This window comes from Chitinophaga terrae (ex Kim and Jung 2007) (genome assembly GCF_900107795.1).
GTDB classification, from domain to species: Bacteria; Bacteroidota; Bacteroidia; order Chitinophagales; family Chitinophagaceae; genus Chitinophaga; species Chitinophaga terrae.
Genome location: NZ_FNRL01000011.1, coordinates 174,409 through 201,348 on the forward strand (window position 1 = coordinate 174,409; position 26,940 = coordinate 201,348).

Annotated in this window: 23 protein-coding genes and 1 tRNA gene; 9 read left to right on the top strand and 15 right to left on the bottom strand. The window is 45.4% G+C overall.

All coding sequences use genetic code 11. From position 1 onward, the window contains the following. Positions 1 to 146: 146 nt before the first annotated feature. The 5 genes from BLV62_RS13925 to BLV62_RS13945 all read right to left on the bottom strand — a co-directional run bounded on the left by BLV62_RS13925 (position 147) and on the right by BLV62_RS13945 (position 4,992). Positions 147 to 869, bottom strand: coding sequence for a 3-keto-disaccharide hydrolase (locus BLV62_RS13925; protein WP_089762567.1), 723 nt, complete (start codon positions 867 to 869; stop codon positions 147 to 149). 29 nt (positions 870 to 898) lie between these two features. Continuing rightward, positions 899 to 1,315: a c-type cytochrome gene (locus BLV62_RS13930; protein WP_089762568.1), complete on the bottom strand. Its 417-nt coding sequence runs from the start codon at positions 1,313 to 1,315 to the stop codon at positions 899 to 901. Between the two features lie 131 nt (positions 1,316 to 1,446). Then, positions 1,447 to 2,502: a sugar phosphate isomerase/epimerase family protein gene (locus BLV62_RS13935; protein ID WP_089762569.1), complete on the bottom strand. Its 1,056-nt coding sequence runs from the start codon at positions 2,500 to 2,502 to the stop codon at positions 1,447 to 1,449. 22 nt (positions 2,503 to 2,524) lie between these two features. Continuing rightward, a complete protein-coding gene (locus tag BLV62_RS13940) occupies positions 2,525 to 3,688 on the bottom strand; it encodes a Gfo/Idh/MocA family protein (RefSeq protein WP_089762570.1) in 1,164 nt (387 codons plus the stop codon). A gap of 23 nt (positions 3,689 to 3,711) precedes the next feature. Beyond that, positions 3,712 to 4,992: an MFS transporter gene (locus tag BLV62_RS13945; protein WP_089762571.1), complete on the bottom strand. Its 1,281-nt coding sequence runs from the start codon at positions 4,990 to 4,992 to the stop codon at positions 3,712 to 3,714. A gap of 555 nt (positions 4,993 to 5,547) precedes the next feature. Here BLV62_RS13945 and secA point away from each other — a divergent pair. The 4 genes from secA (at position 5,548) to BLV62_RS13965 (ending at position 11,291) form a co-directional block, all read left to right on the top strand. Beyond that, positions 5,548 to 8,865, top strand: a complete 3,318-nt coding sequence (gene secA, locus BLV62_RS13950; protein ID WP_089762572.1) for a preprotein translocase subunit SecA — start codon at positions 5,548 to 5,550, stop codon at positions 8,863 to 8,865. 126 nt (positions 8,866 to 8,991) lie between these two features. Continuing rightward, a complete protein-coding gene (deoC, locus tag BLV62_RS13955) occupies positions 8,992 to 9,657 on the top strand; it encodes a deoxyribose-phosphate aldolase (RefSeq protein ID WP_089762573.1) in 666 nt (221 codons plus the stop codon). A 34-nt stretch (positions 9,658 to 9,691) separates the two neighbouring features. Continuing rightward, positions 9,692 to 10,132 (top strand): SPOR domain-containing protein, encoded by a 441-nt coding sequence (locus BLV62_RS13960; RefSeq protein WP_089762574.1) that lies wholly within the window; start codon positions 9,692 to 9,694, stop codon positions 10,130 to 10,132. Continuing rightward, the gene (locus BLV62_RS13965; RefSeq protein ID WP_089762575.1) at positions 10,116 to 11,291 is read left to right on the top strand and encodes a M20 metallopeptidase family protein; all 1,176 of its coding nucleotides are present in this window, start codon (positions 10,116 to 10,118) and stop codon (positions 11,289 to 11,291) included. The genes BLV62_RS13960 and BLV62_RS13965 overlap by 17 nt, the downstream gene beginning before the upstream one ends. A 69-nt stretch (positions 11,292 to 11,360) precedes the next feature. On the opposite strand, the gene BLV62_RS13970 is transcribed toward BLV62_RS13965, so the two are convergent. The 6 genes from BLV62_RS13970 to BLV62_RS13995 form a co-directional block, all read right to left on the bottom strand. Beyond that, positions 11,361 to 13,145: a peptidase associated/transthyretin-like domain-containing protein gene (locus BLV62_RS13970; RefSeq protein ID WP_089762576.1), complete on the bottom strand. Its 1,785-nt coding sequence runs from the start codon at positions 13,143 to 13,145 to the stop codon at positions 11,361 to 11,363. 221 nt (positions 13,146 to 13,366) lie between these two features. Continuing rightward, positions 13,367 to 14,023: a hypothetical protein gene (locus tag BLV62_RS13975; RefSeq protein WP_139170164.1), complete on the bottom strand. Its 657-nt coding sequence runs from the start codon at positions 14,021 to 14,023 to the stop codon at positions 13,367 to 13,369. Beyond that, positions 14,013 to 14,396: a GntR family transcriptional regulator gene (locus tag BLV62_RS13980; RefSeq protein ID WP_089762578.1), complete on the bottom strand. Its 384-nt coding sequence runs from the start codon at positions 14,394 to 14,396 to the stop codon at positions 14,013 to 14,015. Before BLV62_RS13980 ends, BLV62_RS13975 begins: the two co-directional genes overlap by 11 nt. Positions 14,397 to 14,408: 12 nt before the next feature. Next, a complete protein-coding gene (locus BLV62_RS13985; RefSeq protein WP_089762579.1) occupies positions 14,409 to 15,224 on the bottom strand; it encodes a hypothetical protein in 816 nt (271 codons plus the stop codon). Between the two features lie 9 nt (positions 15,225 to 15,233). Further along, positions 15,234 to 16,067 carry an ABC transporter ATP-binding protein gene (locus BLV62_RS13990; RefSeq protein ID WP_089762580.1) on the bottom strand — a complete coding sequence of 278 codons (834 nt, stop codon included), beginning with the start codon at positions 16,065 to 16,067 and terminating at the stop codon, positions 15,234 to 15,236. A gap of 194 nt (positions 16,068 to 16,261) precedes the next feature. Next, positions 16,262 to 17,542 carry a serine hydroxymethyltransferase gene (locus BLV62_RS13995; RefSeq protein WP_089762581.1) on the bottom strand — a complete coding sequence of 427 codons (1,281 nt, stop codon included), beginning with the start codon at positions 17,540 to 17,542 and terminating at the stop codon, positions 16,262 to 16,264. Positions 17,543 to 17,707: 165 nt separating this feature from the next. Between BLV62_RS13995 and BLV62_RS14000 the strand changes: the two genes are divergently transcribed. Continuing rightward, complete coding sequence (locus tag BLV62_RS14000) at positions 17,708 to 18,700, top strand: sugar phosphate nucleotidyltransferase (RefSeq protein WP_089762582.1); 993 nt, start codon at positions 17,708 to 17,710, stop codon at positions 18,698 to 18,700. A gap of 24 nt (positions 18,701 to 18,724) precedes the next feature. Beyond that, positions 18,725 to 19,672 carry an NAD(P)H-dependent flavin oxidoreductase gene (locus BLV62_RS14005; protein WP_089762583.1) on the top strand — a complete coding sequence of 316 codons (948 nt, stop codon included), beginning with the start codon at positions 18,725 to 18,727 and terminating at the stop codon, positions 19,670 to 19,672. Positions 19,673 to 19,690: 18 nt separating this feature from the next. Here the strand turns inward: BLV62_RS14005 and BLV62_RS14010 are convergent, their stop codons facing one another. The 4 genes from BLV62_RS14010 to BLV62_RS14030 form a co-directional block, all read right to left on the bottom strand. Beyond that, complete coding sequence (locus BLV62_RS14010) at positions 19,691 to 20,995, bottom strand: ABC transporter permease (RefSeq protein ID WP_089762584.1); 1,305 nt, start codon at positions 20,993 to 20,995, stop codon at positions 19,691 to 19,693. Next, on the bottom strand, positions 20,992 to 21,948 hold the full coding sequence (locus BLV62_RS14015; RefSeq protein WP_089762585.1) for an ABC transporter ATP-binding protein: 957 nt from the start codon (positions 21,946 to 21,948) through the stop codon (positions 20,992 to 20,994). The genes BLV62_RS14010 and BLV62_RS14015 overlap by 4 nt, the downstream gene beginning before the upstream one ends. Positions 21,949 to 21,986: 38 nt before the next feature. Next, entirely contained in the window at positions 21,987 to 23,552 is a 1,566-nt protein-coding gene (locus BLV62_RS14020) for an NAD(P)/FAD-dependent oxidoreductase (RefSeq protein ID WP_089762586.1), read from the bottom strand. Positions 23,553 to 23,748: 196 nt separating this feature from the next. Beyond that, entirely contained in the window at positions 23,749 to 24,132 is a 384-nt protein-coding gene (locus BLV62_RS14030) for a DUF3127 domain-containing protein (RefSeq protein ID WP_089762588.1), read from the bottom strand. A gap of 551 nt (positions 24,133 to 24,683) precedes the next feature. Here BLV62_RS14030 and dnaA point away from each other — a divergent pair. From dnaA to BLV62_RS28595, 3 genes are all read left to right on the top strand, one after another. After that, positions 24,684 to 26,117, top strand: a complete 1,434-nt coding sequence (gene dnaA, locus BLV62_RS14035; protein ID WP_089762589.1) for a chromosomal replication initiator protein DnaA — start codon at positions 24,684 to 24,686, stop codon at positions 26,115 to 26,117. Positions 26,118 to 26,405: 288 nt separating this feature from the next. Then, a tRNA-Ser gene (locus BLV62_RS14040) sits at positions 26,406 to 26,494 on the top strand. 164 nt (positions 26,495 to 26,658) lie between these two features. Then, positions 26,659 to 26,940 (top strand): ISAon1 family transposase N-terminal region protein (locus BLV62_RS28595; RefSeq protein WP_089762590.1); only part of this gene is annotated, 282 nt, incomplete at its 3' end.

Sequence of the window (26,940 nt, forward strand, 5' to 3'; positions counted from 1 at the left end):
CAAAGAATTTTTTTAGATTGAAGCGAATTTTAAGACCGCAAAGGAGCGGAGATTATGTATTGTTTAAAATATTTATTTCCGCTCCTTTGCGGTCTTAAAATTCGCTTCAATCTAAAAAAATTCTTTGCGCCTTTGCGTGAAAGGAATTAAAGTTCTCTTATTTTGATATTACGGTACCATACGTCGTTACCGTGGTCCTGCAAGGCGATATGACCTTTAGCGTATTTGCCGAAGTCCTTCCAGTTTTTGAATTTACTGTTAGCTACCAAAGCATCCCATTCAGGAGTACCCATAGTAGTTTCGGCAGTTTTAACGCCGTTGAGCCAGAGGGTCAGGTGACCATCTTTTTTCAGGATCCTGGCGGTGTTCCACTGGCCAACCGGTTTGGCAGGGTTAGATGGAGCTTTGATCAGGTCGTACAATTCGCCTGAATTGTGCTTTACGTTCTTACCATCCGGGTGTTTTGCATCGTCCAGTACCTGCATTTCAGGACCGGATAAGTATGACTGGCCCAATGAAGGATCTTCATGTACGCTGAAAATGATACCGCTGTTACCGCCTTCAGAGATCTTCCAGTCGATCAGCAGTTCGTAATTTTCGTATTCGCCGTCTGTTACCAGGTCGCCGCCGGGGGCGCCACTTTTCTTGGCAGATTGGTCGAGGCCAATTGCGCCATCAGCAACTTTCCATGCCGCGCTGGCAGAAGACTGGTTGTAAGAATGCCATCCTTTGGTAGAAGTACCATCGAACAACAGTTTCCAACCTTGTTTCTTTTCTTTTGCCGACAGGGTATTCAATTTCTGGGCATTAACAACCTGGGTGCTGATTACAGCACCGAGCATGAGTGCGCCCATGATTATTTTTTTCATTTACTATGAGTTAAGTGATGAATAGAAGTTTACTTCTTCAGGGACAGGATGTAGGTCACCATTTCCTTTGCATCATCTTTAGATACATTAGGGTGTGGCAACATAGCTACTTCTCCCCAGTTACCTGAACCGCCTTTGATAACCTTATCAGCAAGTTTGTCAACATTTTCAGGAGTGTTAGGATATTTAGCAGCGATATCTTTCAATGCAGGTCCTACTACTTTCATTTCTACTTTGTGGCAGGTCTGGCAGTCGCTTGCCGCCATGAGCTTTTCACCTTTGCTTTCTTCGGTTTTAGCTTCGCTGCTGCCTGAAACCATTGAATTATCTGCTGCCGGAGTTTCCTGCGCATTTTCTACTTTCTTTTCTTCTTGTTTTGTCTCACCTCCGCATGCCGCAAAAAATACAGCACTTAATACCAGCGGCGCCAGATATCTCTTTCTCATTTGTTGATGTTTTAAATAATTGTTTATAATAGATTTAATGACTTACTGATTTTAACGACTTTGGGATTTTGTTTATCGGTTCAGGAAGAATCAATAAACAAAATCCCAAAATATAGGTCTTATTAGTTAGCTCAGATACCGAGTATGCGTTTGTTGAAAGCCTCGTCTGTTCCCGCTCCTGCGAAATCGTCGAATGCTTTTTCTGTAACCCTGATGATATGATCTTTTATGAAAGGAGCGCCTTCTTTAGCACCGTCTTCCGGATGCTTGATGCAGCATTCCCATTCCATAACAGCCCATCCTTCAAAGTTATACTGTGTTAATTTGCTGAAGATGGATTTGAAATCTACCTGTCCGTCGCCCAGGGAGCGGAAACGTCCCGGCCTGTCGATCCATGACTGGAAGCCGCCGTATACGCCTGATCTGCCGGTTGGGTTGAATTCAGCATCCTTTACGTGGAATGCCTTGATCCGCTCGTGGTAGATATCGATGTATTCGAGGTAATCCAGGCATTGCAACAGCAGGTGGCTTGGATCGTAGAGCAGGTTTGCCCTTTTGTGGTTGCCTGTAGCTTCCAGGAAGCGTTCGAAGGTAATACCATCGTGCAGGTCTTCACCCGGGTGAATTTCGTAGCAAACGTCTACGCCATTTTCTTCAAACTCGTTGAGGATAGGCAGCCAGCGTTTTGCCAGTTCAGCAAAGCCTGTTTCTACCAGTCCGGCAGGGCGCTGAGGCCATGGGTACATGGCTGGAGCCCAGAGCAGGGCGCCGCTGAAAGTAGCATGGGCATTCAAACCCAGGTTCCGGCTGGCTTTAGCAGCGTATTTCAGCTGGTTCACAGCCCATTCTGTACGGGCTTTGATGTTATTATGATATTCGGCAGGCGCAAAACCATCGAACATTTCAGAGAATGCCGGGTTTACAGCTACCAGTTGTCCCTGCAGGTGGGTGCTGAGTTCAGTGATCTCCAAACCGGCAGCGTTTACGATACCTTTGATCTCGTCTGCATAGGTTTTGCTTTCAGCAGCTTTTTGCAGGTCTATCAGTCTTGTTTCCCAGGTTGGGATCTGAACGCCTTTAAAGCCAATGGAAGCAGCCCATTCGCAGATGGATTTCAGGTTATTGAACGGCGCTTGATCACCCATGAACTGCGCCAGGAAAATACCAGGTCCTTTTATCGTTTTCATACAATCGTTCTGGTGGTGAATACTAGATCTCGAAGTTAGTCCATTTTACATCGCTTTGTGCAGAGCGAACAACGTTATCAATGAACGCCATACCGCGAACACCTTCGGCAACGCTTGGGAAGTCGAGAGATTCAGGAGAAGGCGTTACGCCGTCGATCTTTGCGCTCAGCGTACGTGCGAAGTTGCGATACAGGTTGCCAAATGCTTCCAGGTAACCTTCAGGGTGGCCGCCCGGAGTGCGTGTGTTGGCGGTCATATAGCTCGACTGGAAGCCATAGCCGTTACCTGCACGGTAGATCTCTGTTGGTTTGTCCAGCCATTTTACCAGCAGGGTATTTGGTTCCTGCTGTGCCCATTCGAGCCCGCCTTTTTCGCCGTATACACGGATCTTCAGTGCGTTCTCTTCACCGGCAGCAACCTGTGAAGCCATTAAAACACCGGCGGCGCCGTTGTCGAAACGCAATAAAACGTTGCCATCGTCATCCAGGGCGCGACCAGGAACCATGATATTCAGGTCGGCGCATAACTGGGTGATATTGGAGCCGGTGATATATTCTGCCAGGTTAGCAGCGTGGGTACCGATGTCGCCCATGCAACCGCTTTTACCTGATTTGGAAGGATCTGTTCTCCATGCTGCCTGTGCATTGCCTTCTCTTTCGCTCATTTTGCTCAGCCAGCCCTGAGGATATTCTACCCATACTTTACGGATCTTACCCAAAGCTCCGTCTTTTACCATTTGCCTGGCTTGTTTCACCATTGGGTAACCGGTGTAGGTATGTGTCAGTAAAAGTGTTAAGCCGGTAGCTTCCACTTTCTCTTTTAATTTTTTAGCTTCTTCCAGGGAAAAAGTGATCGGTTTTTCTATCACTACGTTGAAACCTTTGTCTAACGCCATCATGGCAGGCTCGAAGTGCGCGAAGTTCGGAGTAACGATTGTTACAAAGTCCAGGCGTTTATCGGCCGGCATGGCAGCTTCTTTTTCCAGCATGGTTTTGAAATCCAGGTAGGTGCGTTCCGGGTCCAGGAACAACATTTTTCCTGATTCGATAGCTGTTTCATTATGAATGCTAAGTGCACCAGCTACTAATTCAATTAATCCGTCCATATTGGCAGCAATACGGTGAATTGCACCAATGAAGGCGTCTTTACCGCCTCCGATCATTCCCATTCTGAGTTTCCGTGTCATATTTACAATTATCGTTTTTTAAGTTAAGCTATTTGAACCTTTTGTGCATTTTTACGATTACGCATATAGAAATAAAGACCAGTAAAGGCCACGATCAAAATGATCGGGATCACTAAAGTTGCTTTAATGATCTCAGGGCCTGCAACTGCCGTAGCCTGTGCAAAAGCGGTAGCTTCAGCGCTGCCCGGAGCCGCGGAACGGTATGCGTCAACAGCTGCGCCGGCAGGCAGGTTCTTAACTATAATGCTATCGTAGAACCCGCCCATGAATATCATATAAATCGAAACGGCAAACATACCGGCACCGCCCATAAGGTTCATGCCTAAAGCGCCTGATTCAGGGATATTCTCAGAAACAAATCCCAACATTGTTGGCCAGAAATAGGTAACGCCCATTCCGAAGATAAAGGCTGCCACAAATATCATGTTTCCGGACACATGCGAGAGTAAATATAAGCCCAAAGCACTTAAAATTGCAGAAATTAATAAAACCCCGGTTGGAGACATGCGGTGTACAACCGGTCCGGCTACCGCTCTTCCCAGCGTTTGCACGCCTGCTGTTAGCGCTAAAATAAGAATGGAGTTTTCTGTTACATTTTTCAGCAATACCTCGATCCACTGGCCTGTAAAGAGTTCTGTGATAGCGGTACCGAACATGAGAATGAACATGCAGATAAAGAGAGGGCTCACTACTGAACGGTACATCTGGGAGGTGGAGATACCTGATGCCACCCTTTCTGTTACAGGAAAATCAAGTTTCATGAACAGGTAACCATAAACGATAGTTGGGATAAGCATTGTAGCTACCTGCAACTGGTAAGAGGTCAGTCCTACTTTCTTCATCAGGAATACCAGCAGGGTACCTATTACGATACCTCCGGGGAACCAGAGGTGAAAGTGGTTCAGTTTAGTGGTCTTATTGGTTGGGAAGATGGTTGCTACCAGCGGGTTACAGGCAGCTTCTACCGTTCCGTTTGCCATACCAATAAAGAGAGTGGATATGAAGAGTGACCAGAAGCCGCTGGCGGTGATAGTCAGGATAATACCCAGCAGGTGCAGCACGAAAGCTGCCAGCAGCAGGCGTTTCATGCCTATCAGGTCTACTATGAAGCCGCCGATCACTACTGCCAGCGGGAATCCCCAGAACGCAGTAGAGGCAATAATACTCAGTTGTTTAACATCCAGATGGAACAGAACGCCCAGGTCGCCCAGGATACCAGCTCTGATACCAAATGACAAAGAGGTTACCAGCAGCGCTGTACAGCTGGCAACGAATAATTTTTGCGGTTGAATAGTGTTTGCCATAAACGTGGACTTTTGGTTAAAACATTTTAGTTAAAGTGATAGATAGAACAGTTGTTAAACCTTTAAATTTATAAAAAGTATTTTCATATTTTTAGCTTTTTGTATGGGTGAAATGATAAAATTTTGAAAATTTTCATTTTCTACCCCAATGAACTGTTTTTGCACCCTAAATCCCTTACTTGCGGCTCCGGGGGAGCGGTCGTATTTTTGGATAAGCGGTTAGCCGGATGCAGCACGGAAGCAGCCGTTTCGCCAAACTTCAACGTATTGTTAATTAAGCTATTTAAATTACAAAAAGCAGGTAAAAACAGCCTGGAAAACCCGAATTTATTCCTACTTTTACAGGCCTTGCCGAGCAGCTCAAGAACTGACACCTTGACAGTCTGTCTTTACAAGCACAATATTTGAGTAACCTGGATGTCATCTATCCAACTAATAAGCCCGCCGCCACTGTGCCACAGGCTATCTGAACAGCGAGTTAAACCAACTGGTTTTGGCCTGGAAGGGATTAGGTTACAAGAAATTAAAATCGTTATTCGTAATTAAACATTTAACATGTTAGGTTTTTTATCAAAGCTATTTGGAGGGAATAAGTCTGAGAGAGATATTAAAGCTATCACTCCAGTGGTGCAGAAGATCAATGAAGAGTACGAAAAACTGCAATCCCTTCCTATCGATGAATTGCGCCACAAAACCCAGGATTTTCGCGCACGTATTGCAGCTCACCTTGCAACTATAGATAAAGAAATTGCTGAAAAACAGCAAACTGCTGATACAGAGGAAGACGTTACAGTTAAAGATACTATATACCAGGAAATAGATTCCCTGAAAAAAGACCGCGACAAGCAACTGGAAGTAGTATTAAAAGAAATACTGCCCGAAGCTTTTGCCGTTGTTAAAGAAACTGCCCGCCGCTTCTCCCAGAACCCTACTATTACCGCCACTGCTACCAATCTCGACAGGCAACTGGCTGTAGTAAAAGATTATGTAACAATCGACGGAGATAAGGCCATCTGGAAAAACAGCTGGAACGCAGCCGGTAACCTTGTTACCTGGAACATGGTACACTACGATGTACAGCTCATAGGCGGTACCGTACTGCACCAGGGTAAGATCGCCGAAATGGCTACGGGTGAAGGTAAAACCCTTGTTTCTACCTTGCCTGCTTACCTGAATGCACTGGCAGGGCAAGGCGTTCACATCGTAACTGTGAACGACTACCTGGCACGCCGTGACTCTGAATGGAACGGTCCATTATTCGAGTTCCTCGACATCACGGTTGACTGTATCGACAAACATCAACCCAATACTCCTGAACGTCGCAACGCTTACCTGGCAGATATTACCTACGGTACCAACAACGAATTCGGCTTCGACTACCTCCGCGATAACATGGTGCATAGCCCGGATGAAATGGTACAACGCAAACACCACTTCGCAATGGTCGATGAGGTGGATAGCGTATTGGTGGATGACGCCCGTACCCCATTGATCATTTCTGGTCCTATCCCCCGCGGTGAAGAACAGGAATTCCATGTCCTGAAGCCACGTATCGAGTACCTGGTAGAAATGCAGAAAAAAGCTACCAACCAATACCTGCAGGAAGCTAAGAAACTGATCGCCGAAGGGAAAGACGATCCTAAAACCGGTGGCCTGGCCCTGATGCGCGCCTGGAGAGGTTTGCCAAAGAACAGCGCCCTGATCAAATACCTCAGCGAACCCGGTCACAGGGTTTTGCTCCAGAAAGCTGAAAACTACTACCTGGCAGACCAGCAACGCGAAATGCCGAAAGTAGACGAAGGTTTATATTTCTCTATCGACGAAAAAAATAACAGCGTAGACCTTACCGAAAAAGGTATTCACCTGATCACCCAAGGCGGCGAAGATCCTAACTTCTTCATCCTGCCGGATGTGGGAACAGAATTGGCAGAAATTGAAAAACTGTCAGTTTCTCCTGAAGAAAAACTGCAACGCAAGGATATGCTGTTGCAGGAATTTGCAGCAAAATCAGATCGTATCCACTCCATCCAGCAATTACTGAAAGCATATACCCTCTTTGATAAAGACGTGGAATATGTGGTAATGGACGGTAAAGTAAAGATCGTAGACGAACAGACAGGTCGTATCCTGGATGGCCGCCGTTATTCTGATGGCCTGCACCAGGCGATAGAAGCGAAGGAAAACGTAAAAGTGGAAGCTGCTACCCAAACCTTTGCAACCATTACTTTACAGAACTACTTCCGTATGTATCACAAGCTGGCTGGTATGACCGGTACAGCTTCTACAGAAGCGGGCGAGTTCTGGGAGATCTACAAACTGGATGTGGTAACTATCCCTACCAACCTCCCGATTTCCCGTATCGACGCAGAAGACCTGGTTTATAAGACCAAACGCGATAAATATAAAGCGGTGATCGAAGAGATCAAGCAGCTGAAAGCAAAAGGCCGCCCCGTACTGGTAGGTACTACCTCCGTAGAGGTTTCTGAATTGCTCAGCAAAATGCTGACCTTCGAAAAAGTACCTCATAATGTATTGAACGCTAAGCAACACGCCCGTGAAGCACAGATCGTAGCGGAAGCCGGTTTGCCGGGCGCCGTTACCATCGCCACCAACATGGCCGGTAGGGGTACGGATATCAAGCTCGGACCTGGCGTGAAAGAAGCCGGCGGTCTGGCTATTATCGGTACCGAAAGACACGAAAGCCGCCGTGTAGACAGGCAGTTACGTGGTCGTGCCGGTAGGCAGGGCGATCCTGGTACTTCCCAGTTCTTCGTTTCCCTGGAAGATGACCTGATGCGTATGTTCGGTTCCGAAAGGATAGCCGGGCTGATGGACCGCATGGGGTATAAAGAAGGAGAAGTGATCCAGCACAGCATGATCACCAAATCCATCGAAAGAGCACAGAAGAAAGTAGAAGAAAATAACTTCGGTATCCGTAAACGTTTGCTGGAATACGACGATGTGATGAACAAACAACGTACAGTGATCTATGCTAAACGTAACCACGCATTGTTCGGGGAAAGACTGGCAATTGATATCGATAACGCCTTCTATGATGTAGCGGAAAGCCTGGTGACTACACACCGTGAAAGCGGGGATTATGAAGCATTCAAAATGGATGTGATCATGAACTTCTCTATCGAAACCAGCATCACACCTGAAGAACTGGCCAAAGGCGACCTGCAGGCTACAGCCTCCAAACTGTATCATGAAGGTAAAGAGAACTACCAGCGCAAGATCAACGACCTGATCTCTCAAACCCTGCCTGCAATAGAAAATATCTACAAAGAGCAGGGACATCATATCGAAAACATTTCTATTCCATTTACCGATGGCAAGAAAGGGGTGAACGTACTGGCTAACCTGCAGAAAGTAGTGGAAACACAAGGACAGGAAACCAAAAATGCCCTGGAACGCAGCATAACGCTGGCATTGATCGACGAGGCCTGGAAAGAGCACCTGAGAGCAATGGACGATCTGAAACAATCTGTTCAGAGCGCCGTGTACGAACAAAAAGATCCGTTGCTGATCTATAAGTTCGAAGCATTCAACCTGTTCAAGAGCATGGACGGCGAAACCAGCCGCGACATCGTTTCCTTCCTGACCAAATGCGGTATCCCAATGAGAACCCGCTCATCAGAGGCGGCTCCTGAAATCCGCGAAGGCCATGAAGAAAGAACAGACATGAGCCGTATGCGCGCTACGCATGAAGACATGGACGCACCGGCGGCCCAGTCTAACGGCCATGCCCCGGTTGCAGAAGAGGTGAAATCAGAACCTATCAGGCACCAGGGTCCGAAGATCGGACGTAATGACCTTTGCCCTTGCGGTAGCGGTAAAAAATACAAACAATGTCATGGTAAAGATGCTTAATACAGCATCGTAATCATTGATCTGTATATTATTAATGGATCGCAATTTCCCTGTCATATAGGGGTTGCGGTCCATTTTTTATTGGGGCGGTCGGCCATCCGGCCTAATTTCTTTATTTTTGCTGCTATGAACATCAACAGATACATCGACCACACCGTTCTGAAACCTACTACTACACTAGAAGATGTGAAAAAGTTATGCATGGAATGCGTGGAATATGATTTTGCCGCCGCCTGCGTACCTCCTTTGTATGTTAAGATAGCCTCGCAGTTCCTTGGAGCTACCAATACCAAAATAGCCACAGTGATCGGATTTCCCTTCGGCTACTCCGCCATCGAGGCGAAAGTGGCAGAAACAGTACTGGCAATCGTAGACGGGGCAGATGAACTGGACCTGGTGATCAACATCTCTGCTATCAAGAATAACGATTGGGAATATTTGGAAAAAGAAATCGCCAACATCATGTACATTGTACGTGAAAAGAAGAAGGTGATTAAGATAATTATAGAAAGTGGCATATTATTGGAAGACGAGATCGTTAAATGCTGCCAGTTATATAGCAAGTACGGGGTAGATTTCATGAAAACGTCTACCGGCTATGCAGAGAGAGGAGCAACTGTTGAAGCTGTAAAGTTAATGAGGGCCAACCTGCCTGAAAACATACAGATCAAGGCATCCGGCGGTATCCGTACTTATGCTTTTGCCAAAGAGCTGATAGACGCCGGAGCTACCAGGATAGGGGCAAGTGCCAGTGTTAATATTGCTAAAGAGGCGCAGGAAGCAACCGCATAACCAGATTATTCATTTTATTAATTATACAGTATTCATGCAAAAGTTATTCATCCTGGTAGGCTGTTTATTGATCAGTGGCCTGGCCATGGCGCAGGATAATGAAACAGCAACGAATGGGAACGTGAGAGTGATTAAAGACAGCCGTTTAGATGTGCTGATCAGGAAACAGATCTACATCAATAACCTGGCTATCCGTAACCAGTCAGGGTTCCGTGTACAGGTGATTTCTACCAATAAACGCGGAGACGCTAACGAAGCAAAGGCAAAAGTGATGCAGCTGTTCCCGGATTACCGTACCTATCTCGATTATCAATCTCCCTATTTTAAAGTTCGCGTTGGTGATTTTAAGACAAGAGACGAAGCTGCAGAGTTGAGGGATAAATTATCCGATCTCTTCTCCGGCGGCGTATTCGTAGTGCCGGCTATTATTAACGTGACTCCAGACAAAGAACTATCGAATGAAGAACCGTATTAAGGAATTAGCCAAGGCATATGCACCTGAGTTAATAGCTGTCAGACACCACTTGCATTCACACCCGGAATTATCTTTCCAGGAATATAATACTACCGCCTTTATACAGCAGAAGCTGAAAGAATACGGCGTTAATTTTAAAGCTGGTATTGCCGGTACCGGCATCATCGCGTTGATAGAAGGAAAGAATCCTTCTTCCAAAACCATTGCATTACGTGCAGATATCGACGCATTGCCAATTACAGAAGCGAATAACGTTCCCTATAAATCTACCAACGAAGGCGTTATGCACGCCTGCGGGCACGATGTACATACTTCATGCGTACTGGGAGCTGTTAAAATATTGAACGAGTTGAAAGATGAACTGGAAGGTACTATTAAAGTATTGTTCCAGCCGGGAGAAGAAAAACACCCGGGAGGCGCCAGTATCATGATAGCAGAAGGTGCCCTCGAAAATCCGAAGCCCGACGCCATACTCGGACTTCATGTGCACCCTTCCCTGGAAGTAGGGAAACTGGGATTTCATGCCGGTAAATACATGGCAAGCGCCGACGAGATCTATATTACAGTAAAAGGGAAAGGCGGGCATGCCGCTCAGCCTCATTTAACTGTTGATACCATATTGGTAGCTTCCCAGCTTGTGGTAAGTTTACAACAGATCATCTCCCGCAACAACAATCCTTTCTCTCCTTCTGTATTGTCTATCTGTGCATTTAACGGTGGCTTCACTACCAATGTGATCCCCAGTGAAGTGAAACTGATGGGTACATTCAGGGCTATGGACGAAACATGGCGTTTTAAAGCCCATGAACTGATCCGCAAACAGGCTATCGGCATCGCCGAAGCTATGGGAGCCGAAATTGATGTAGAGATACTGGTAGGATATCCTGTTCTCGATAACAACGAAGCTGTTACGAACAAAGCAATTGAATTGGCAACAGAATACCTGGGGCCTGAGAATGTAGGCGATACAGAGATCAGGATGGGAGCAGAAGATTTCGCATTCTATTCGCAGGTTATTCCCGCCTGTTTCTTCAGGTTAGGTACAGGTAACGCAGCCAAAGGTATTACGTCTGGCGTGCATACTCCAACTTTTGATGTAGACGAACGCGCTATTGAAATTGGTATGGGAACTATGGCCTACCTGGCGACACGGTTTTAATTCAACAGTCTTAAATATAAAAAAACGCTGCCCGGAAAGCAGCGTTTTTTTATGGCAGATATAGTTGAATTAAGGTACTGAATTCATCGGAAGCCTGAATGTGCCTGAAAACGGCAGGCGTTGTGTGCAGAGGCTGTCTTTACATACAGTTCCGCTGATGCTTCCTTCAACGAGATCTCCTCTTTGGCTGCCTATCTTGGTGATCGTACAGGTGCCTTCAACATTAAAGTAGTCATTTCCTTTGAAACGCATGCTAAAAGACTGCTCCAGGGTGTAGGTGCCCGGAACGAAAGCCTGGTTGGAACGCAGTCTCCATTCCAGATATTCGCTGTAATTAGTCCTGGCAACATCGAACGACAGGAAATGGTTGCCGACGCTGTAGATAGTATAGGAAACCGCTGTGCTATCCTGTTCTCCGAATGTAAACTTGCTTCCGTCGAAATCGATATTTACAAATTGAGCAGCCGTCTGGCAAACGGTGACGTCTATATTTTCTGCATTGATAGTAACTGTTTTTTCCGCTGTATTGCCGTTATTGGTAGCCGGGTCTATTGCGGATATTTCAAGTTTGGAAGGAGTATCATTGCAGCGTATAACAGAGATAGTATATTTCCCGTCATCCCCGCTATAAGCCCTGTATGTTCTGCCATCGATCTTTGCAGATACGAATACATTTTTCAGGACATTGTTATTACAGTCAGTTATTTTGCCGGTAACCGTCAACATAGGCGCAGTTACATTAATGGCAATATCGCCCAGGTCTGTATCCTTACCCAGCGGGCCGATTGGCTGAGGGTGAGTATAGAGGGTATTCTGGCATTGGCCTATTACTTTCAGCGTCAGCGCCTGGTCGGCAGGCACAATTCCTTCCACTACGCCTTTATCGTCGGTATATGCGAATCCGACCTGGCCATTGGTTGCTTTTAATGATACCTGGGTGCTTTGCAGCGGAACGCCTGTATTATCAGTAAAGCGGATCTTTATCCTGGCCTGTGCAAAAGGGTAATCGAGGTTCCAGAAAGAGAAGTGTTTCACGGTTCCTATATAATAAGAGCCTACCCTCGTAGCCTGGCCTTCTTCCTGCCATAAACCGGTTTTCTCATTAAAATACCAGAGCGGCATGGTAGCAGGTGCAGTTGCCACTAACGAAGAAGGGATCGTGTACCGGATCGTGACGGTAGAGTTGCTGTCGATATGCAGCTCTTCTCCGTTTGCGCCTTTAAGTTCGGCGCCCAGCATGCCGTACGATAACAAGCCTACTTCCTTCCCATCTTTATTGGTTCCTCTAAGCGCCCCGGGCTGAATATCAGCAAACCTGCTGTCTTCAGGATTTATAAGGTTTAACAATACGCTTACCTTTCCTGTATACGGTTCGTTATTGCCGTTCAGTACCTGTTTAGGCTGGAATATAAGCTGGCAGTTGGGAACAGCTACTTGTCCGCCTGCCGTTGCATCAAATTTTCCTGCTTCTGTTTTAGGCAGCAATTGTATCTGAACGTATTTCAGGCTGTTGGCGCTGGCAAGGAAAGTACGGCTGCCATTGAAGTAACCGGTTTTCCGGACCAGGACCAATGCCGTATTTTTCGGCACGTTTACATTATCGAACTTGAAATAGCCATTAATATCTGTAGTACTTTTTTCTGATCCGAAAAATACATCAGCATCTTTCACCGGCTCCTGTTTTTCATCTAAAACCCTGCCCTGAACGCTGGATTTGGTCATTTCTATAGTACCTGGAGGATTGGGGCCTGGTCCCTCCTGTTCGGAAGATTCTTCTTTCTGGCATGCAAAGAAGGCAATGCCCAGGGAAAACAATAACAATAATACAAGGGGAAACCTTTTACTTACCATCATAGGGATTTGTTAAGATTTATGTTTGAAGGTTGAAGATATATAAATTTATTTTAAATAGTTAAGAGGATAATGATCGGCTTTGAATCTGCTGATGCAGCGGGGAAATAAAACGCCGGATAGTTTCATTGAACTTATCCAGCGTTGAAGAATAGCGGTAAGGGGAGATAAAAAAAGCGGGAGGTTAGATAACTTCCCGCTGTTGTGATGATTTATTGCTTATGTTATTTAATTGTTTTGATAGATTTTAGTGCCTCGCCGCTGATCTGCAGTTCGTTCAGGCTATCTACTTTAATATCCGCATACTTGTTGCCTGGCCTGAAATACAGGTTGCCATGTTTTTGTATGGTGATGTCGGCAGAATCGATCTTGCAGTCTTCTCCTACTTCCAGGGAAGTTTGCTGGGCTCCCGAAAATTTCAGGGACCTGATCTCTGAATTATAGATCCTGGCGAAGCCTGCTGCGGTGGAGCTGAACGATAACTGCGGAAGGTCTTTAAAGTCGCTCATGGAGATATCCCAGTTGGTATTATGCGCTTCAATTGTTTCAATAGCTGGGCATAATAAAGTGCCGTTGGAATTACCGGCTATGCGAATGAACAACGTATCTCCCTTTACCTGGTATTGTTCCTTGTTTATACCGGCTATACCGTACTCGTCTGAATGCTGGATATGCACTCGTTCCTGGCTTGCTCCTTCGCCGTTCAATACCAGTACTCTAAATGGTTGCAGGGTAGCTATTTTTATAGCTTCCTCGGGAGCTCTTTTATGGGTATTGGTAATCCCTTTGCTATAGTTGACTCTCAGAACAATTGCAGAGAAGAGCAGCATTGCAAATATCCAACCGCCAAAAGCTATGAGTAGTTTATTACTAGTTTTCATGTCCGTTGAACTTTGATTTTTTAAATTTCTCGAAGTGCGGTTTTAGCTCATCGAGTGTGATACCGAGCAGGTAAAGGTTCCTGAAGAAGCTGGGGAGTTCGTTGTTAATGAACGCTTCTTTTTTGTATTCCCTGATCTTTTTTACAGCATCAGGACTGATAAAATAACCTATTCCTCTTTTATTCTGAATGATCTCCTGTTGCTGCAGTAGTTCACAGGTGCGCATTACGGTATTGGGATTTACTTCCAATGCTACCGCCAGTTCCCTGACTGATGGGATGCGCTCTTCCGGGGGCCACTTATTGAGCAATACCTGTTCGCAGATGTAATCTGCTATCTGCAGGTATATGGCTTGTGTATCTTTGAATTCCATGGCGCAATGAGTTTAAATTTCTTTATCCTTTAACCTGAAATAACTTATTACCAGTATGCAGGGAGAAAGTAAATATTTAACGATGAACAGGTAGGTATCCTGCAGCCAGGTGGGGATCATGTAAATCTCCGTATAGCTGGAATTATAAGGCCCGTATATTTGCTTGCCTACCATTACAAAAGGCAATGTTCTTTTATAGAAATCTCCATCTACCCCAAACAGGCATAGAATAAGGAAACAATGAACAAGTCCGATCACAACCAATACCAATATCATGGAAGGAATTGTTTTGATCAGGGTGTTTTTCTGGAAGTAGGTACTTCCCAACAGGAGAACCGATTGAAGGAAGAAATAGCCTACATACCAATAGTACCGGTAATTGGAAAGGTACTCGTAATCCCTGGCCAGTTTTATGTCTTTATACTTCATTGCCTGTACAACATCTATAAGACCAAGCGTGAGGAACCATCCGATATGGTAAATGATAAGGTAACCTACCGTTGTGAAAAGAAATACCGTGAGGAATTTTTCGAACTGGGAGGCCGGCAGCATCAGGAAGTCTATACCTTTCTCTTTGTTGCCCAACTCACTGAAAGCGCGGCTGGTAACCAGCGCCCCGCCCAGTATTAGTCCTATATAGTAAAAGGGAATAATGTTGCTGACTGAATGAAAACTTGATCTCGTTACAAATACAGCGAAAAAAATCAGGATAACTATTGCGCCTGCCGCTGCCAGCGCGCCCAGTATATAGTTTTTGAGGCGCTCTGTAACATGTTTCTTCAGGTAAAGCCACATGCGTACAGGTTGGAAGAAATTATTAGTATACATGGAATAATTTTAATTAAAGATTTCCTGGATGGGTTTCTGGTTTGTGAGAACAGCATTGAACAGCAGTTCCATATCCACTTTGCTGTGATCGTAGCCGTTATTAGGGGTAATAACATGGTGCCCCTTGATGGAACTATCCGCAAATAGTACAGTACCAATATCTTCCAGCCTGTTCACCGTTTTAAAGCTGAGTTTATCCGTTACTGTTTGAACGTCTTCTTTAAATACGATCTGGTGATTATCTATAATTACAATACTGTCTATAAGGTTATCAAGATCTCTCACCTGGTGCGTGGAAATGATGATGCATTTATCGTCGCTCAGCGCAGAAGCGATCAGCTTCCTGAACTGGCTTTTGGAGGGGATATCCAGGCCGTTCGTAGGCTCGTCCATGATCAGCACCTTCGTATTGGTAGCAAGCGCAAAGCTGATCAGTACTTTCTTTTTCTGACCGTACGACATTTCCGTCAGGTTCTGTCCATCAGGGATGTTGAATTCTTTCAGGTAAGCGAAGAAAGTATTATGATCAAAGTTCGGATAGAAGGGGGCGTAAATACTTACATAGGTTTGCACTTTGATGCCGGGCAGGTAAAATTCTTCCGGTACCAGGAAAATATCCTGCAGGAAAGAAGGCTGCCTTTTAGCGCTGATATGCCCGTTAACCTCGCAGAAGCCCTGGTCAGGGAATATGAGCCCGGCTATCTGTTTCAAAAGAGTGGATTTGCCCGCACCGTTCTTGCCTAAAAGTCCATATACATGGCCTGCTTCCAGGCGCAGGTTGAGATTTTGGAACAATGGCTTGTTTTTACGGTAGCTAAATGTAAGGGATTGAATATTTATCATATTTAGCGATTTAGTGTACTACTTAACTAGTACACTGTAAAAGTACTGATCTTTTTGAAACCGCCAAATAAATTTTCAAACAGGATAAAAAGAGAGGTTTATGTAAATAAAAGAGCGGAGACGACTATGAAAGTCGCCTCCGCTCGTATTTGAAAGCCTTTACGCTTATGATCTGTTTTGCCGTTCTGCGGAAATTAGCCCAGTTCAGGGTACAGCGGGAATTGTTTCATGAAGTTATTCACTTCTCCCCTGATGCCTTTGATAAGGGTTTCGTTGTCGGCATCCATCAGCAACTGATCAACCCAATCAACGATCTGGCCCATATGTTCTTCTTTCAGGCCGCGGGTAGTGATAGCAGGAACGCCTAAACGAATACCGGAAGTGATAAATGCAGATTTATCATCGAACGGCACCATGTTCTTGTTAGCGGTGATATCTGCCTGTACCAGCACCTGTTCAGCTTTTTTACCGGAGATGTTCTTGTTGCGGAGATCGATCAGCATCAGGTGGTTGTCTGTACCGCCGGAGATGATCTGGTAGCCTTTATCAACAAAGCTCTTAGCCATTGCCTGGGCATTTTTCAGTATCTGGTTAGCGTATACTGTATAGTCGTCGGACAGGATCTCGAAGAAGGAAACTGCTTTAGCGGCAATTACGTGTTCCAGTGGTCCGCCCTGGATACCAGGGAAAACGGCTGTATCGATGAGGGAACTCATCATCCGGATCTCGCCTTTCGGAGTTTTCAGGCCGAATGGATTTTCAAAATCGGCGCCCATCATGATCATACCGCCACGGGGTCCACGCAGTGTTTTGTGGGTAGTGGTAGTTACGAAATGGCAATGAGCGAACGGAGAGTTCAGCAAACCTTTTGCGATGAGACCTGCCGGGTGTGCGATATCGGCCAATACGAAAGCGCCAACCTGGTCTGCGATCTGGCGGATACGTTTGTAGTCCCAGTCGCGGCTGTAAGCGGATGCGCCACAAACGATCAGTTTTGGTTTTTCGCGATTCGCTATTTCTTCCATTTTATCATACTCCACTAATCCTGTTTCTTTATTTACGCCATAGAAGTGCGGTTGATACAGTTTACCGGAGTAGTTAACAGCGGAACCGTGAGTAAGGTGACCGCCCATGCTCAGGTCCAGTCCTAATATTTTATCGCCGGGTTGTAGGATCGCCAGCATTACCGCTGCGTTGGCCTGTGCGCCGGAGTGAGGTTGTACATTGACGTATGCAGCACCAAATATTTGTTTAGCCCTATCAATTGCTAACTGCTCGCTTTGGTCCACGATTTCGCAGCCTGCATAATATCTTCTACCAGGATAGCCTTCGGCGTATTTATTGGTCATGACATTACCCATTGCCTGCATAACTTGCAAACTGGTAAAGTTCTCGGATGCAATCAATTCAATGCCATGACGCTGACGCTGCAGTTCCTGGCCGATTAAATCAAATATTTGCTGGTCTCTTTGCATGTTGCCTAAAATTTGCTGCAAAAATAGAGTATTGCCGGATCAAATGCAATCAGGGATTTTACAAAGGCTTAAATACCCCTTTTAACCCAAAATCCTCAAATCTTCTTAATTTGTCCTAATTTCGCCGCATTCGGGGAGCAATTATAATCCTAACGACAATACTAGATGAAGGCAATAATACCAGTGGCAGGGGCAGGCACCAAGCTACGTCCACATACTTATACACAGCCCAAAGCATTAATACCTTTAGCCGGCAGAACCATTCTCAGCATTATCGTTGACCAGTTGGTAGATGCAGGTATCACAGAATTTGTTTTCGTAGTAGGATACTTAGGCGAGAAGATCCAGCATTATGTTGAAAAGAAATACCCGCAATTAACCTGCTATTTTGTACAACAAAACAGCCGCGAAGGAACAGGGCATGCTTTGTCGCTAACCCGCGATGTAGTGGGCGATGACGAAATGCTGATCGTGCTGGGCGATACCATTGTAGAAACAGATTTCAGAGCGTTGATCGCTTCGCCATATTCCATGCTGGGTTTAAAGAAAGTAGACGACCCGCGTAATTTCGGAGTAGCAGAACTGGACGAGGAAGGCAATATTACAAGGGTAGTGGAAAAACCGCAGATCCCTAAGTCGAACCTCGCCCTGGTAGGCGTTTATAAGATCAAAGAAAGCAGGCAACTGTTCGAATGCCTGCAAAGCAATATAGAGAACCAGGTAAAATCGCACGACGAATTTCAGCTGACAGACGCCCTGGAATGTATGATACAACATGGCGTACGTTTCAATGGCTTTAAAGTATCCAACTGGTTCGACTGCGGCCGTAAAGATACGTTGCTGGAAACCAACGCTATCCTGCTGAAGAAATATAAACTGGCAAGCAATCCTGTATTGCCATATGAAAATACTATCATTATCCCTCCTGTAAGCATAGGAGAAGGATGCAATATCAAGAACTCCATCATCGGGCCTAATGTAGCCATCGGAGATAATACAGTGATCAACTATTCCATAGTAAAGGATTCCATCATCGGATCTTTCAGCAACCTGTACGAAGTAGTGCTTAAATCTTCACTCATAGGAAGCGATGCCAACATCCGCGGGCTTAGCCAAAGCCTGAATATCGGCGACAATACCGAGATCGACCTGGGATAAGTTACTTTTCCTATATTCGTTGGTATGGAGAATCGTATTACTACTTTGTTCAATATCCAATATCCCATTATCCAGGCCGGGATGATCTGGGCAAGCGGATGGCGGCTGGCCAGCGCTGTCAGCGAAGCCGGCGGCTTAGGAATAATCGGGGCCGGAAGCATGTACCCCGACGTATTGCGTTATCATATCCGGCAGTGTAAACAGGCTACCAGCAAGCCATTTGGAGTAAACCTTCCTTTATTGTACCCGGATATTGACCAGTTAGTACAGATCATCCTTGATGAGAAAGTGCCTATAGTATTCACTTCTGCCGGCAACCCGAAAACCTGGACAGGCGTTCTGAAAGCCGCAGGGGTTAAAGTAGTGCACGTGGTTTCCAGTACCGCTTTTGCGCTGAAGAGTGAAGCCGCCGGTGTAGACGCCGTAGTGGCAGAGGGTTTCGAAGCAGGAGGCCACAATGGAAGAGAAGAAACGACTACTATGGTACTGATCCCTGCAGTTACAGCGCAGGTAAAGATACCAGTGATCGCAGCGGGCGGGATTGCCACAGGTAAAGCCATGGCAGCAGCTTTGGCGTTAGGTGCAGAAGGCGTACAGGTAGGCAGCCGTTTTGTAGCTACCCCGGAAGCCTCTTCCCATATCAATTTCAAACAGGCGGTGGTAAATGCAAAAGAAGGCGATACCATGTTAAGCCTGAAGAAACTAACGCCGGTAAGGTTATTAAAGAACGCTTTTTTCAACGCCGTGCATACTGCAGAAAACAACGGGGCCGATGCAGAAGCTTTAAAAATACTTTTAGGGCGCGCAAGAGCTAAAGCTGGTATGTTTGAAGGGAACCTGGAAGAAGGAGAACTGGAAATAGGCCAGGTGAGCGCTTTGATCAATGAAATAAAACCGGCAGCCGAAGTAGTTGCCGATATCTGGCAGGAATGCATCGCCACTATAAAAAAACTAAGGGACTTTGCCGGTTAAGCGAAGTCCCTTCTTTCATCAATTATTTTTTACTACCCATTTAAAGGCTTCCTTTAGCGTTATCTTCTTACCATACAACAGGATACCTGTGCGATAGATCCTTCCTGCTACCCAGGTAGAAGCAATGAATCCCCCGATCAGCAACACCATCGATAAACCCAATTGCCAGTAAGGCACGGTGCCCGGCACGCCATAAGGGATCCTGGCCATCATCACCATAGGAGAAGTGAACGGAACGATAGAACCCCAGACAGCCAAAGGACTTTCAGGGTCCTGCACCGCCTTCATCATGATCATAATACCAATGATGATCGGCACAGTGATAGGGATGCTTAATTGTTGAATATCGTTAAGGTCTTCATTCGCAAGACTGCCAATAGCAGCAAACAAAGACGAATAGAACAGGTAACCCCCCAGGAAGTATACTATAAAGCAGGGAATTAAGAGGTTCCATTGGATGCTGCCCATTACGTCCTGTACCTTATGTACCATTTGCGCCGTTTCCGCCTGGCTTAAAGTGGATGCTCCCTGTGATGCTGCCTGCATGCTTTCCGGTGAAACAAATAAAGGAAGCACCAGGTTGAGCGCCGTGATCAGTATTCCCCAGATCAGGAACTGTAAAAGTCCTACAGCCGCAATACCTACTATTTTTCCCATCATGAGCTCGAACGGTTTAACGCTGGAAATCATCACTTCCGCAATACGGCTTACTTTTTCTTCCATTACGCCACGCATTACCGTAGTGCCGAAGATGAGCAGTACAATGTAGATGATAAACCCGCTGCCAAAGCCTACTGCATAGGCAACAGCAGAATTGCCTTTTTTCTCGTCTTTCCCGCTCCTGAAATTCACTTCAGCTTCCGACCTGATCTCCTTTAGCTTAGCGGGATCGAGGCCCTGTTCTTCCAGCCTCTTATTTTCAATAACCTCGTTGATCCGTTTATTGATCTCGTGTTCCAGTTGCATGTTGGCTTGCCCATTGCTGTAGAACTCAAAACCATTAGGGCGTTCGATATCGAATTTCGGGATGTATAAGATCCCCTGGTAGCCCATGCTTTCGTATTTGTTTTTCAGGCTGTCGAAAGACTGGTCTGGCAGGAATTTGAAGTAGACCTCCTGGTTATCTGCAAACTTGTTTTCAAACAGGCCGCTCTGGTCAATCACCGCGATCCTTTTTTTACCGTTGCCGCTGGTGCTTAAGAGGATAGGTACGATGATCATCGCCATAAACGCCAGCGGTACCAGCAGGGTGGTAACAAGAAAAGATTTCTTCCGTATGCGCGTGAAAAATTCTCTTTTTATAATTAAGCTTATCTTCTTCATAAATCAGTTTCTGGAGTTGCAGGAATAGGTTGGGGCGCATTGGCGCTCTCCGTTTGTTTCACCTGTTGTATAAACACTTCAGTGATAGATGGTAATATTTCTTCAAAATAGATAACAGGAATATCCTGCCTGATAAAATGAAGGAGGATATCGTTAGTGCTGCTATCTTCATTCAGTTTCACCGTAAAGGCCTTATCATGTGTTTGTATGATATCGAAGTGCCAGGTGGCCATTTGAGCGGGGTTAGGCATAACGCCCAAGCCAACCTTGAACAGGCCTTGTTTGAAGTTTTGCTTGATGTCGGTAACTGCCCCGTCGAGTACTTTCTTGCCTTTGTTGACCAGCATGATATGGTCGCATATTTCTTCTACCTGTTCCATGCGGTGAGTAGAAAATATGATGGTAGTTCCCTGCTGGCTTAACTCGAATATTTCCTGCTTGATCAGTTCAGAGTTGATAGGGTCCAGACCTGTAAAGGGTTCGTCGAGGATCAGCAGCCGTGGCTGATGTAATATAGTAGAAATGAACTGCACCTTTTGCTGCATGCCTTTACTCAGTTCGTCCACCCGTTTATGGTACCAGGAATGGATGTCGAATTTCCCGAACCAGTACTTTACTTTTTCGGTGGCTTCTTTTTTACTGAGGCCTTTCAGTTGTGCGAGGTAGAGGGTTTGCTCTCCTACTTTCATTTTCTTGTAAAGTCCGCGTTCTTCAGGCATATAGCCAATGTGCTGGATATGGTGTTGCGGATTGAATCGCTGGCCGTTGAAAAGTATTTCCCCTTCATCTGGGTAAAATATGCCGGTTAACATGCGCAGCAGGGTTGTTTTTCCGGCGCCATTAGGGCCCAGCAAGCCGAAGATGCTTCCTGCAGCGATGTTGAAGGAAATATCATCAACGGCTTTATGCGTTTCGTAATACTTTTTAAGATGTCTGACTTCGAGTAGGTTCATACCGGAAATTAGGAATAAATCCGGTATAATCACCGGTTTCAGGCTCCTTTTAGTTTTAGTGCTATGACAGCGGCTATCCTTTCCCCGTCCATGGCGGCGGATACAATACCTCCGGCATACCCGGCGCCTTCGGCGCAGGGATACAGGCCAGCTACCTGCGGATGTTCGAGTGTTTCGTTGCTGCGCGGTATCCTTACCGGAGAAGAGGTGCGTGATTCGGTAGCAACCAGTACTGCCTGGTCTGTATAATAGCCTTTCATTTTCCGGCCGAAGGCTTTCAGCGCGGGCCCCAGGCGTTTGTGTACGGAAGCGGGGAGCACCTGTCGCAGATCGGCGGATGTAATGCCCGGCAGGTAAGAACATTCGGGCAGGGTGGCAGATATTTTTTTCTGTACGAAGTCGGTCATTCTTTGTGCGGGAGCAACAAATTGTCCGCCTCCCGTCTGAAACGCTTTTCTTTCGACCTGCTGCTGGAAGTACATGGCGGCCAGGGGGCCATGTTTGGCGAAGGGAGCGAAATCTGTTTCATCTACCGTTACAACCATACCGGAGTTGGCGAAAGGGTTATTCCTTTTGGAAGGCGACCAGCCGTTCACTACCAGTTCTCCGGGGTCGGTGGATGCAGGAGCGATAATACCTCCGGGGCACATGCAGAAAGAGAAAACGCCCCGTCCTTCGACCTGTTCTACCAGGCTGTAACTGGCGGGAGGAAGGTATTCGCCTCTTGCATCGCAGTGGTATTGCGCGCTGTCGATGATTTCCTGCGGATGTTCTATCCTGACGCCCAGGGCAAAGGGTTTGGCTTCTATGAGGATCTTTTTCCTGTGCAGGAGTGCAAAAATATCGCGGGCCGAGTGGCCGGTTGCCAGGATCACCTGGGGAGCGCTGAAGACTTCGCCGGTAGCGGTTTGTACGCCGGTTACGGTGTTGCCGGCGATGAGGATGTCGGTAACTTTTTGTTCGAAATGTACTTCGCCTCCGCAGTTGATAATTTGCTCTCTCATTGCAGTGATGATATGAGGGAGTTTGTTGGTGCCGATATGGGGGTGAGCGTCGATCATGATCTTTTCATCGGCGCCGAAGTGTACAAAGATGTTGAGAATGCGGTTGATATCCCCGCGTTTGTTGGAGCGGGTGTATAGTTTGCCGTCGGAGTAGGTGCCTGCGCCACCTTCACCGAAGCAGTAGTTGGAGTCGGGGTTGACGATACCGGTTTTATTGAGTGCGGCCAGGTCGCGGCGCCGGGAGCGCACATCTTTTCCGCGTTCCAGTATAACAGGTTTTATACCGGCCTCTATGAGGCGTAATGCGGCAAAGAGGCCTGCTGGTCCGGCTCCTACTATGATAACACGGGGAGCGTTTGGTGGAAGCGGGGAATAATTGAATTGGAGGTATTGTCTTTCTGTGTAGGGTTCGTTGACGAACACCTGTATGGTAAGGATGAAGTATACCTGCCTGGATCTTGCGTCGATGGAGCGTTTCAGCAGGTTGAAGCCAGTAATGTCTGTTGGTTTGACCTGCAGTTCATTAGCGGCGGCTTGTAGGATATATGTATGGTTACTTGCGTGGGCAGGTAACAGTTTGATAGACAGTTGCTGGATCATGTTAGGTGTTTATCCTAAAATATTGTTATTGCTCGCAGGGAAGGTAGCACGCAGAGGCGCAGAGAAGTTTTGGATTGAAGCGAATTTTAAGACCGCAAAGGAGCGAAGATTATGTTATAACAAAACACAATTTTCGCTCCTTTGCGGTCTTAAAATTCGCTTCAATCCAAAACTTCTCTGCGTCTCTGCGTGAATATTAGAAAGGAAGGTCATCGCCAGGGTCGCCGGCTGAAGGCATGGAAGGAGTGCTGTAATTCGGCATTGGATCGGTTCCTGGAGCAGGAGCGGCCATTACAGATTCCATACGCCAGGCATCCAGGTTGGTGATATAGTTCACTTTCCCGTCTTTTTCCCATCTGGTACCTTTGATATTGAAATAAACTTTAACGTTCTCTCCCTCATTGAACCGGTCAACGATACCAGTACGATCCTGTACCGACTGGAATTTAATATAGTTGTTGATAACACGGCCATTAATGTCGTCAGACTTTTCGATAACGAATTCTCTTGTTTTAAAAGTTTCGCTACGTTGTACCGTATTGTACTTCACAATCAGCTTTCCGGTAATTTCAAAACTCATAGAAAAATTATTTTAATTCAGAAGGATCAAAGATAAGGTTTAGTGCAGGCGTGAGCAAAATATTTTTAAAGATAACCGGGCGCGCGGATATAAAAAAAATGTTTGATTGTTATTACTCATAAAACCATTTTTTTAAATGGAGATACTAACATAGTTTTGCACCCTCTTCAGGAAAAGTGTGAATATCTCAACTTACGAAAGTGAACAATCTTTTGCAAAGGAGGTATCTGCGATGTTATTTTATCAGTTATGTAACCATATTTTAAGTAAAAGGGCGAATAACGATGGTAAATAGCTTGTGTATCAAGGAGGATTGATTTAATGAAATCCTTTATGGTAGCGGGAATGAGCGTGTGTTAATGCTAATAAAAAGGAGTTTAGGGATACTGTAATTGGGGGAATATAAACAAGGGTAGATAAATTTTTTTTTTCAACATTTTCTACAGATATTCGTCGTCCTGTCTGAAAATTTTTCAACATCCTGGTTGGAGAATTAGGAATTCGAGAACTAAGCATCCTTAATTAAGAAACAACTAATTTTTTTTATCTCAATGAATAAAACTTGCGAACAAGTTTGGGAAAAGTGTCTTAATATAATTAGGGATATAGTTGAATGGCAGCCGTTTAAGACATGGTTTGAACCAATTAAACCCATTAAACTTGAAAACAATGTTTTAACCATCCAGGTCCCCAGCCAATTCTTTTATGAATATTTGGAAGAGCACTATGTGGGATTGTTAGGGAAAACAATTAAAAGAGAATTAGGTAAAGAAGCCAGGTTGGAGTATCGCATTGTAGTAGAGAATGGTACACCACATCAACATCCCAAAACCGTAAACATGCCTACGCAGTTTGCGAAACCTCAGAAAGACAATGAAGTAGATTTCCCCTTAACCATCCATAACCCGGTTAAGAACCCCTTTGTGATCCCTGGTATCAAACGTGTACAGATCGACTCACAATTGAATCCAAACTATACGTTTGATGCGTATGTAGAAGGTGACAGTAACAGAGTGGCGCGTCGCGCCGGCAAAACAGTGGCAGAAAAACCTGGAGGAACCTCGTTTAACCCGTTAGTAATCTATGGAGGCGTAGGGCTAGGGAAGACGCATTTGGCACAGGCAGTGGGCAATGATGTAAAACGTATACATCCTAACAAAGCCGTACTTTATGTAAGTGCTGAAAAGTTTATCAACCAGTTTATCGACCACTCAAAAAATAATATTATCAACGATTTTATTCATTTCTATCAATTGATAGATGTCCTGATCGTAGATGATATTCAATTCTTTGCCCGGGCCGAAAAAACACAGGATGCTTTCTTTGCGATATTCAACCATCTTCATCAATCAGGCAAACAACTGATCCTGACATCAGATAAAGCGCCGAAAGACCTGGATGGCGTGCAGGAAAGATTATTAAGCCGTTTCCGCTGGGGCTTGAGCGCCGATATACAGGTACCCGATTTCGAGACCCGGATGGAGATCCTGGAAATGAAAATGCGCAACGATGGCCTGGAAATGCCTAAAGAGGTTGTAAAGTATGTAGCTTATAATATCCAGTCGAACGTTCGTGAACTGGAAGGGGCTCTTATTTCCCTGTTAGCCCAGTCGTCCCTTAACCGCAAGGAAATTGACCTTGAACTGGCCAAGCGTGTACTGAAGTCGTTTGTTAAAACATCTTCCAAAGAAATTACGATCGAGAGCATTCAGAAAATGGTCTGCGAATATTTCGATGTACCTTATGATAAGTTATTACAGAAAACACGTAAGAGAGAAATTGTACAAGCCCGCCAGATTACGATGTACCTCGCCAAATCGTTCACCAAAAACTCATTAAAAACCATCGGCGAACACTTTGGAGGCCGCGATCACACTACCGTGATCCATAGCTGCCAGACAGTGAAAGACCTGATGGATACCGATAATAACTTCCGCGACAGCGTAATCGAACTGCAACAAAAAGTGCAACTCGCGGCGATGTAGTTTCACGCGAAGTTTCACGCAAAGGGGCAAAGAAGCAAAGCTCGCAAAGGATTTTTTTTAAGAAAAATAAGAAAGCAAAGGGAGCGAAGATTAACATGATCTTTGCTCCCTTTGCTTTTTTAAGCCCTTTTTCTATCTAAAATTTTCCTTTACTTTCTTACTTTTCTTAAAAAAAATCCTTTGCGAGCTTTGCTTCTTTGCCCCTTTGCGTGCCCCTCAAAAAAAAATTAAAATGCTTTTGGAGAATTTAAAACTTTAATTATCTTTGCAACCCCTTCAGGGAAATAAGGTGAGGTGCCTGAGTGGCCGAAAGGAACGGTTTGCTAAACCGTCGTACGGGTTAAACTGTACCGAGGGTTCGAATCCCTCCCTCACCGCACAAAAAAAGATGGGAATAATTAAGCGAAAAAGCTGCTTGATTATTCCCATTTTTTTTGAATTATTCTTTCATTATCCTTCGCATTATTCTCAGGATCAAGTTGAATAATTGGGGGATTAATATAAAAATAGTTTTTTTGCATTGGATTAGCCAATAAAGCATGTGGATCAGAACTTTCGCAAACTTGTAGAATTGCTGTTACCAGCGGGAATATTAGAGTATTTTGACTTAATAGATTCAAATCAGGACAAAGAAGGTATTCACATATACCTGGCGGAAAAGAATAGCATTCCAGTAGAACATCAACATAAGAAAGCTCACTCTAAAGGATTCTTCTCAGAAGTTGTTATTCAGGATTTTCCCATACGCAATCAGCGCGTCATGTTGCATGCAAAGCGCCGTCGGTGGGAAGTTTTGGAGGATGGGCAAATAATAACTAGAGAT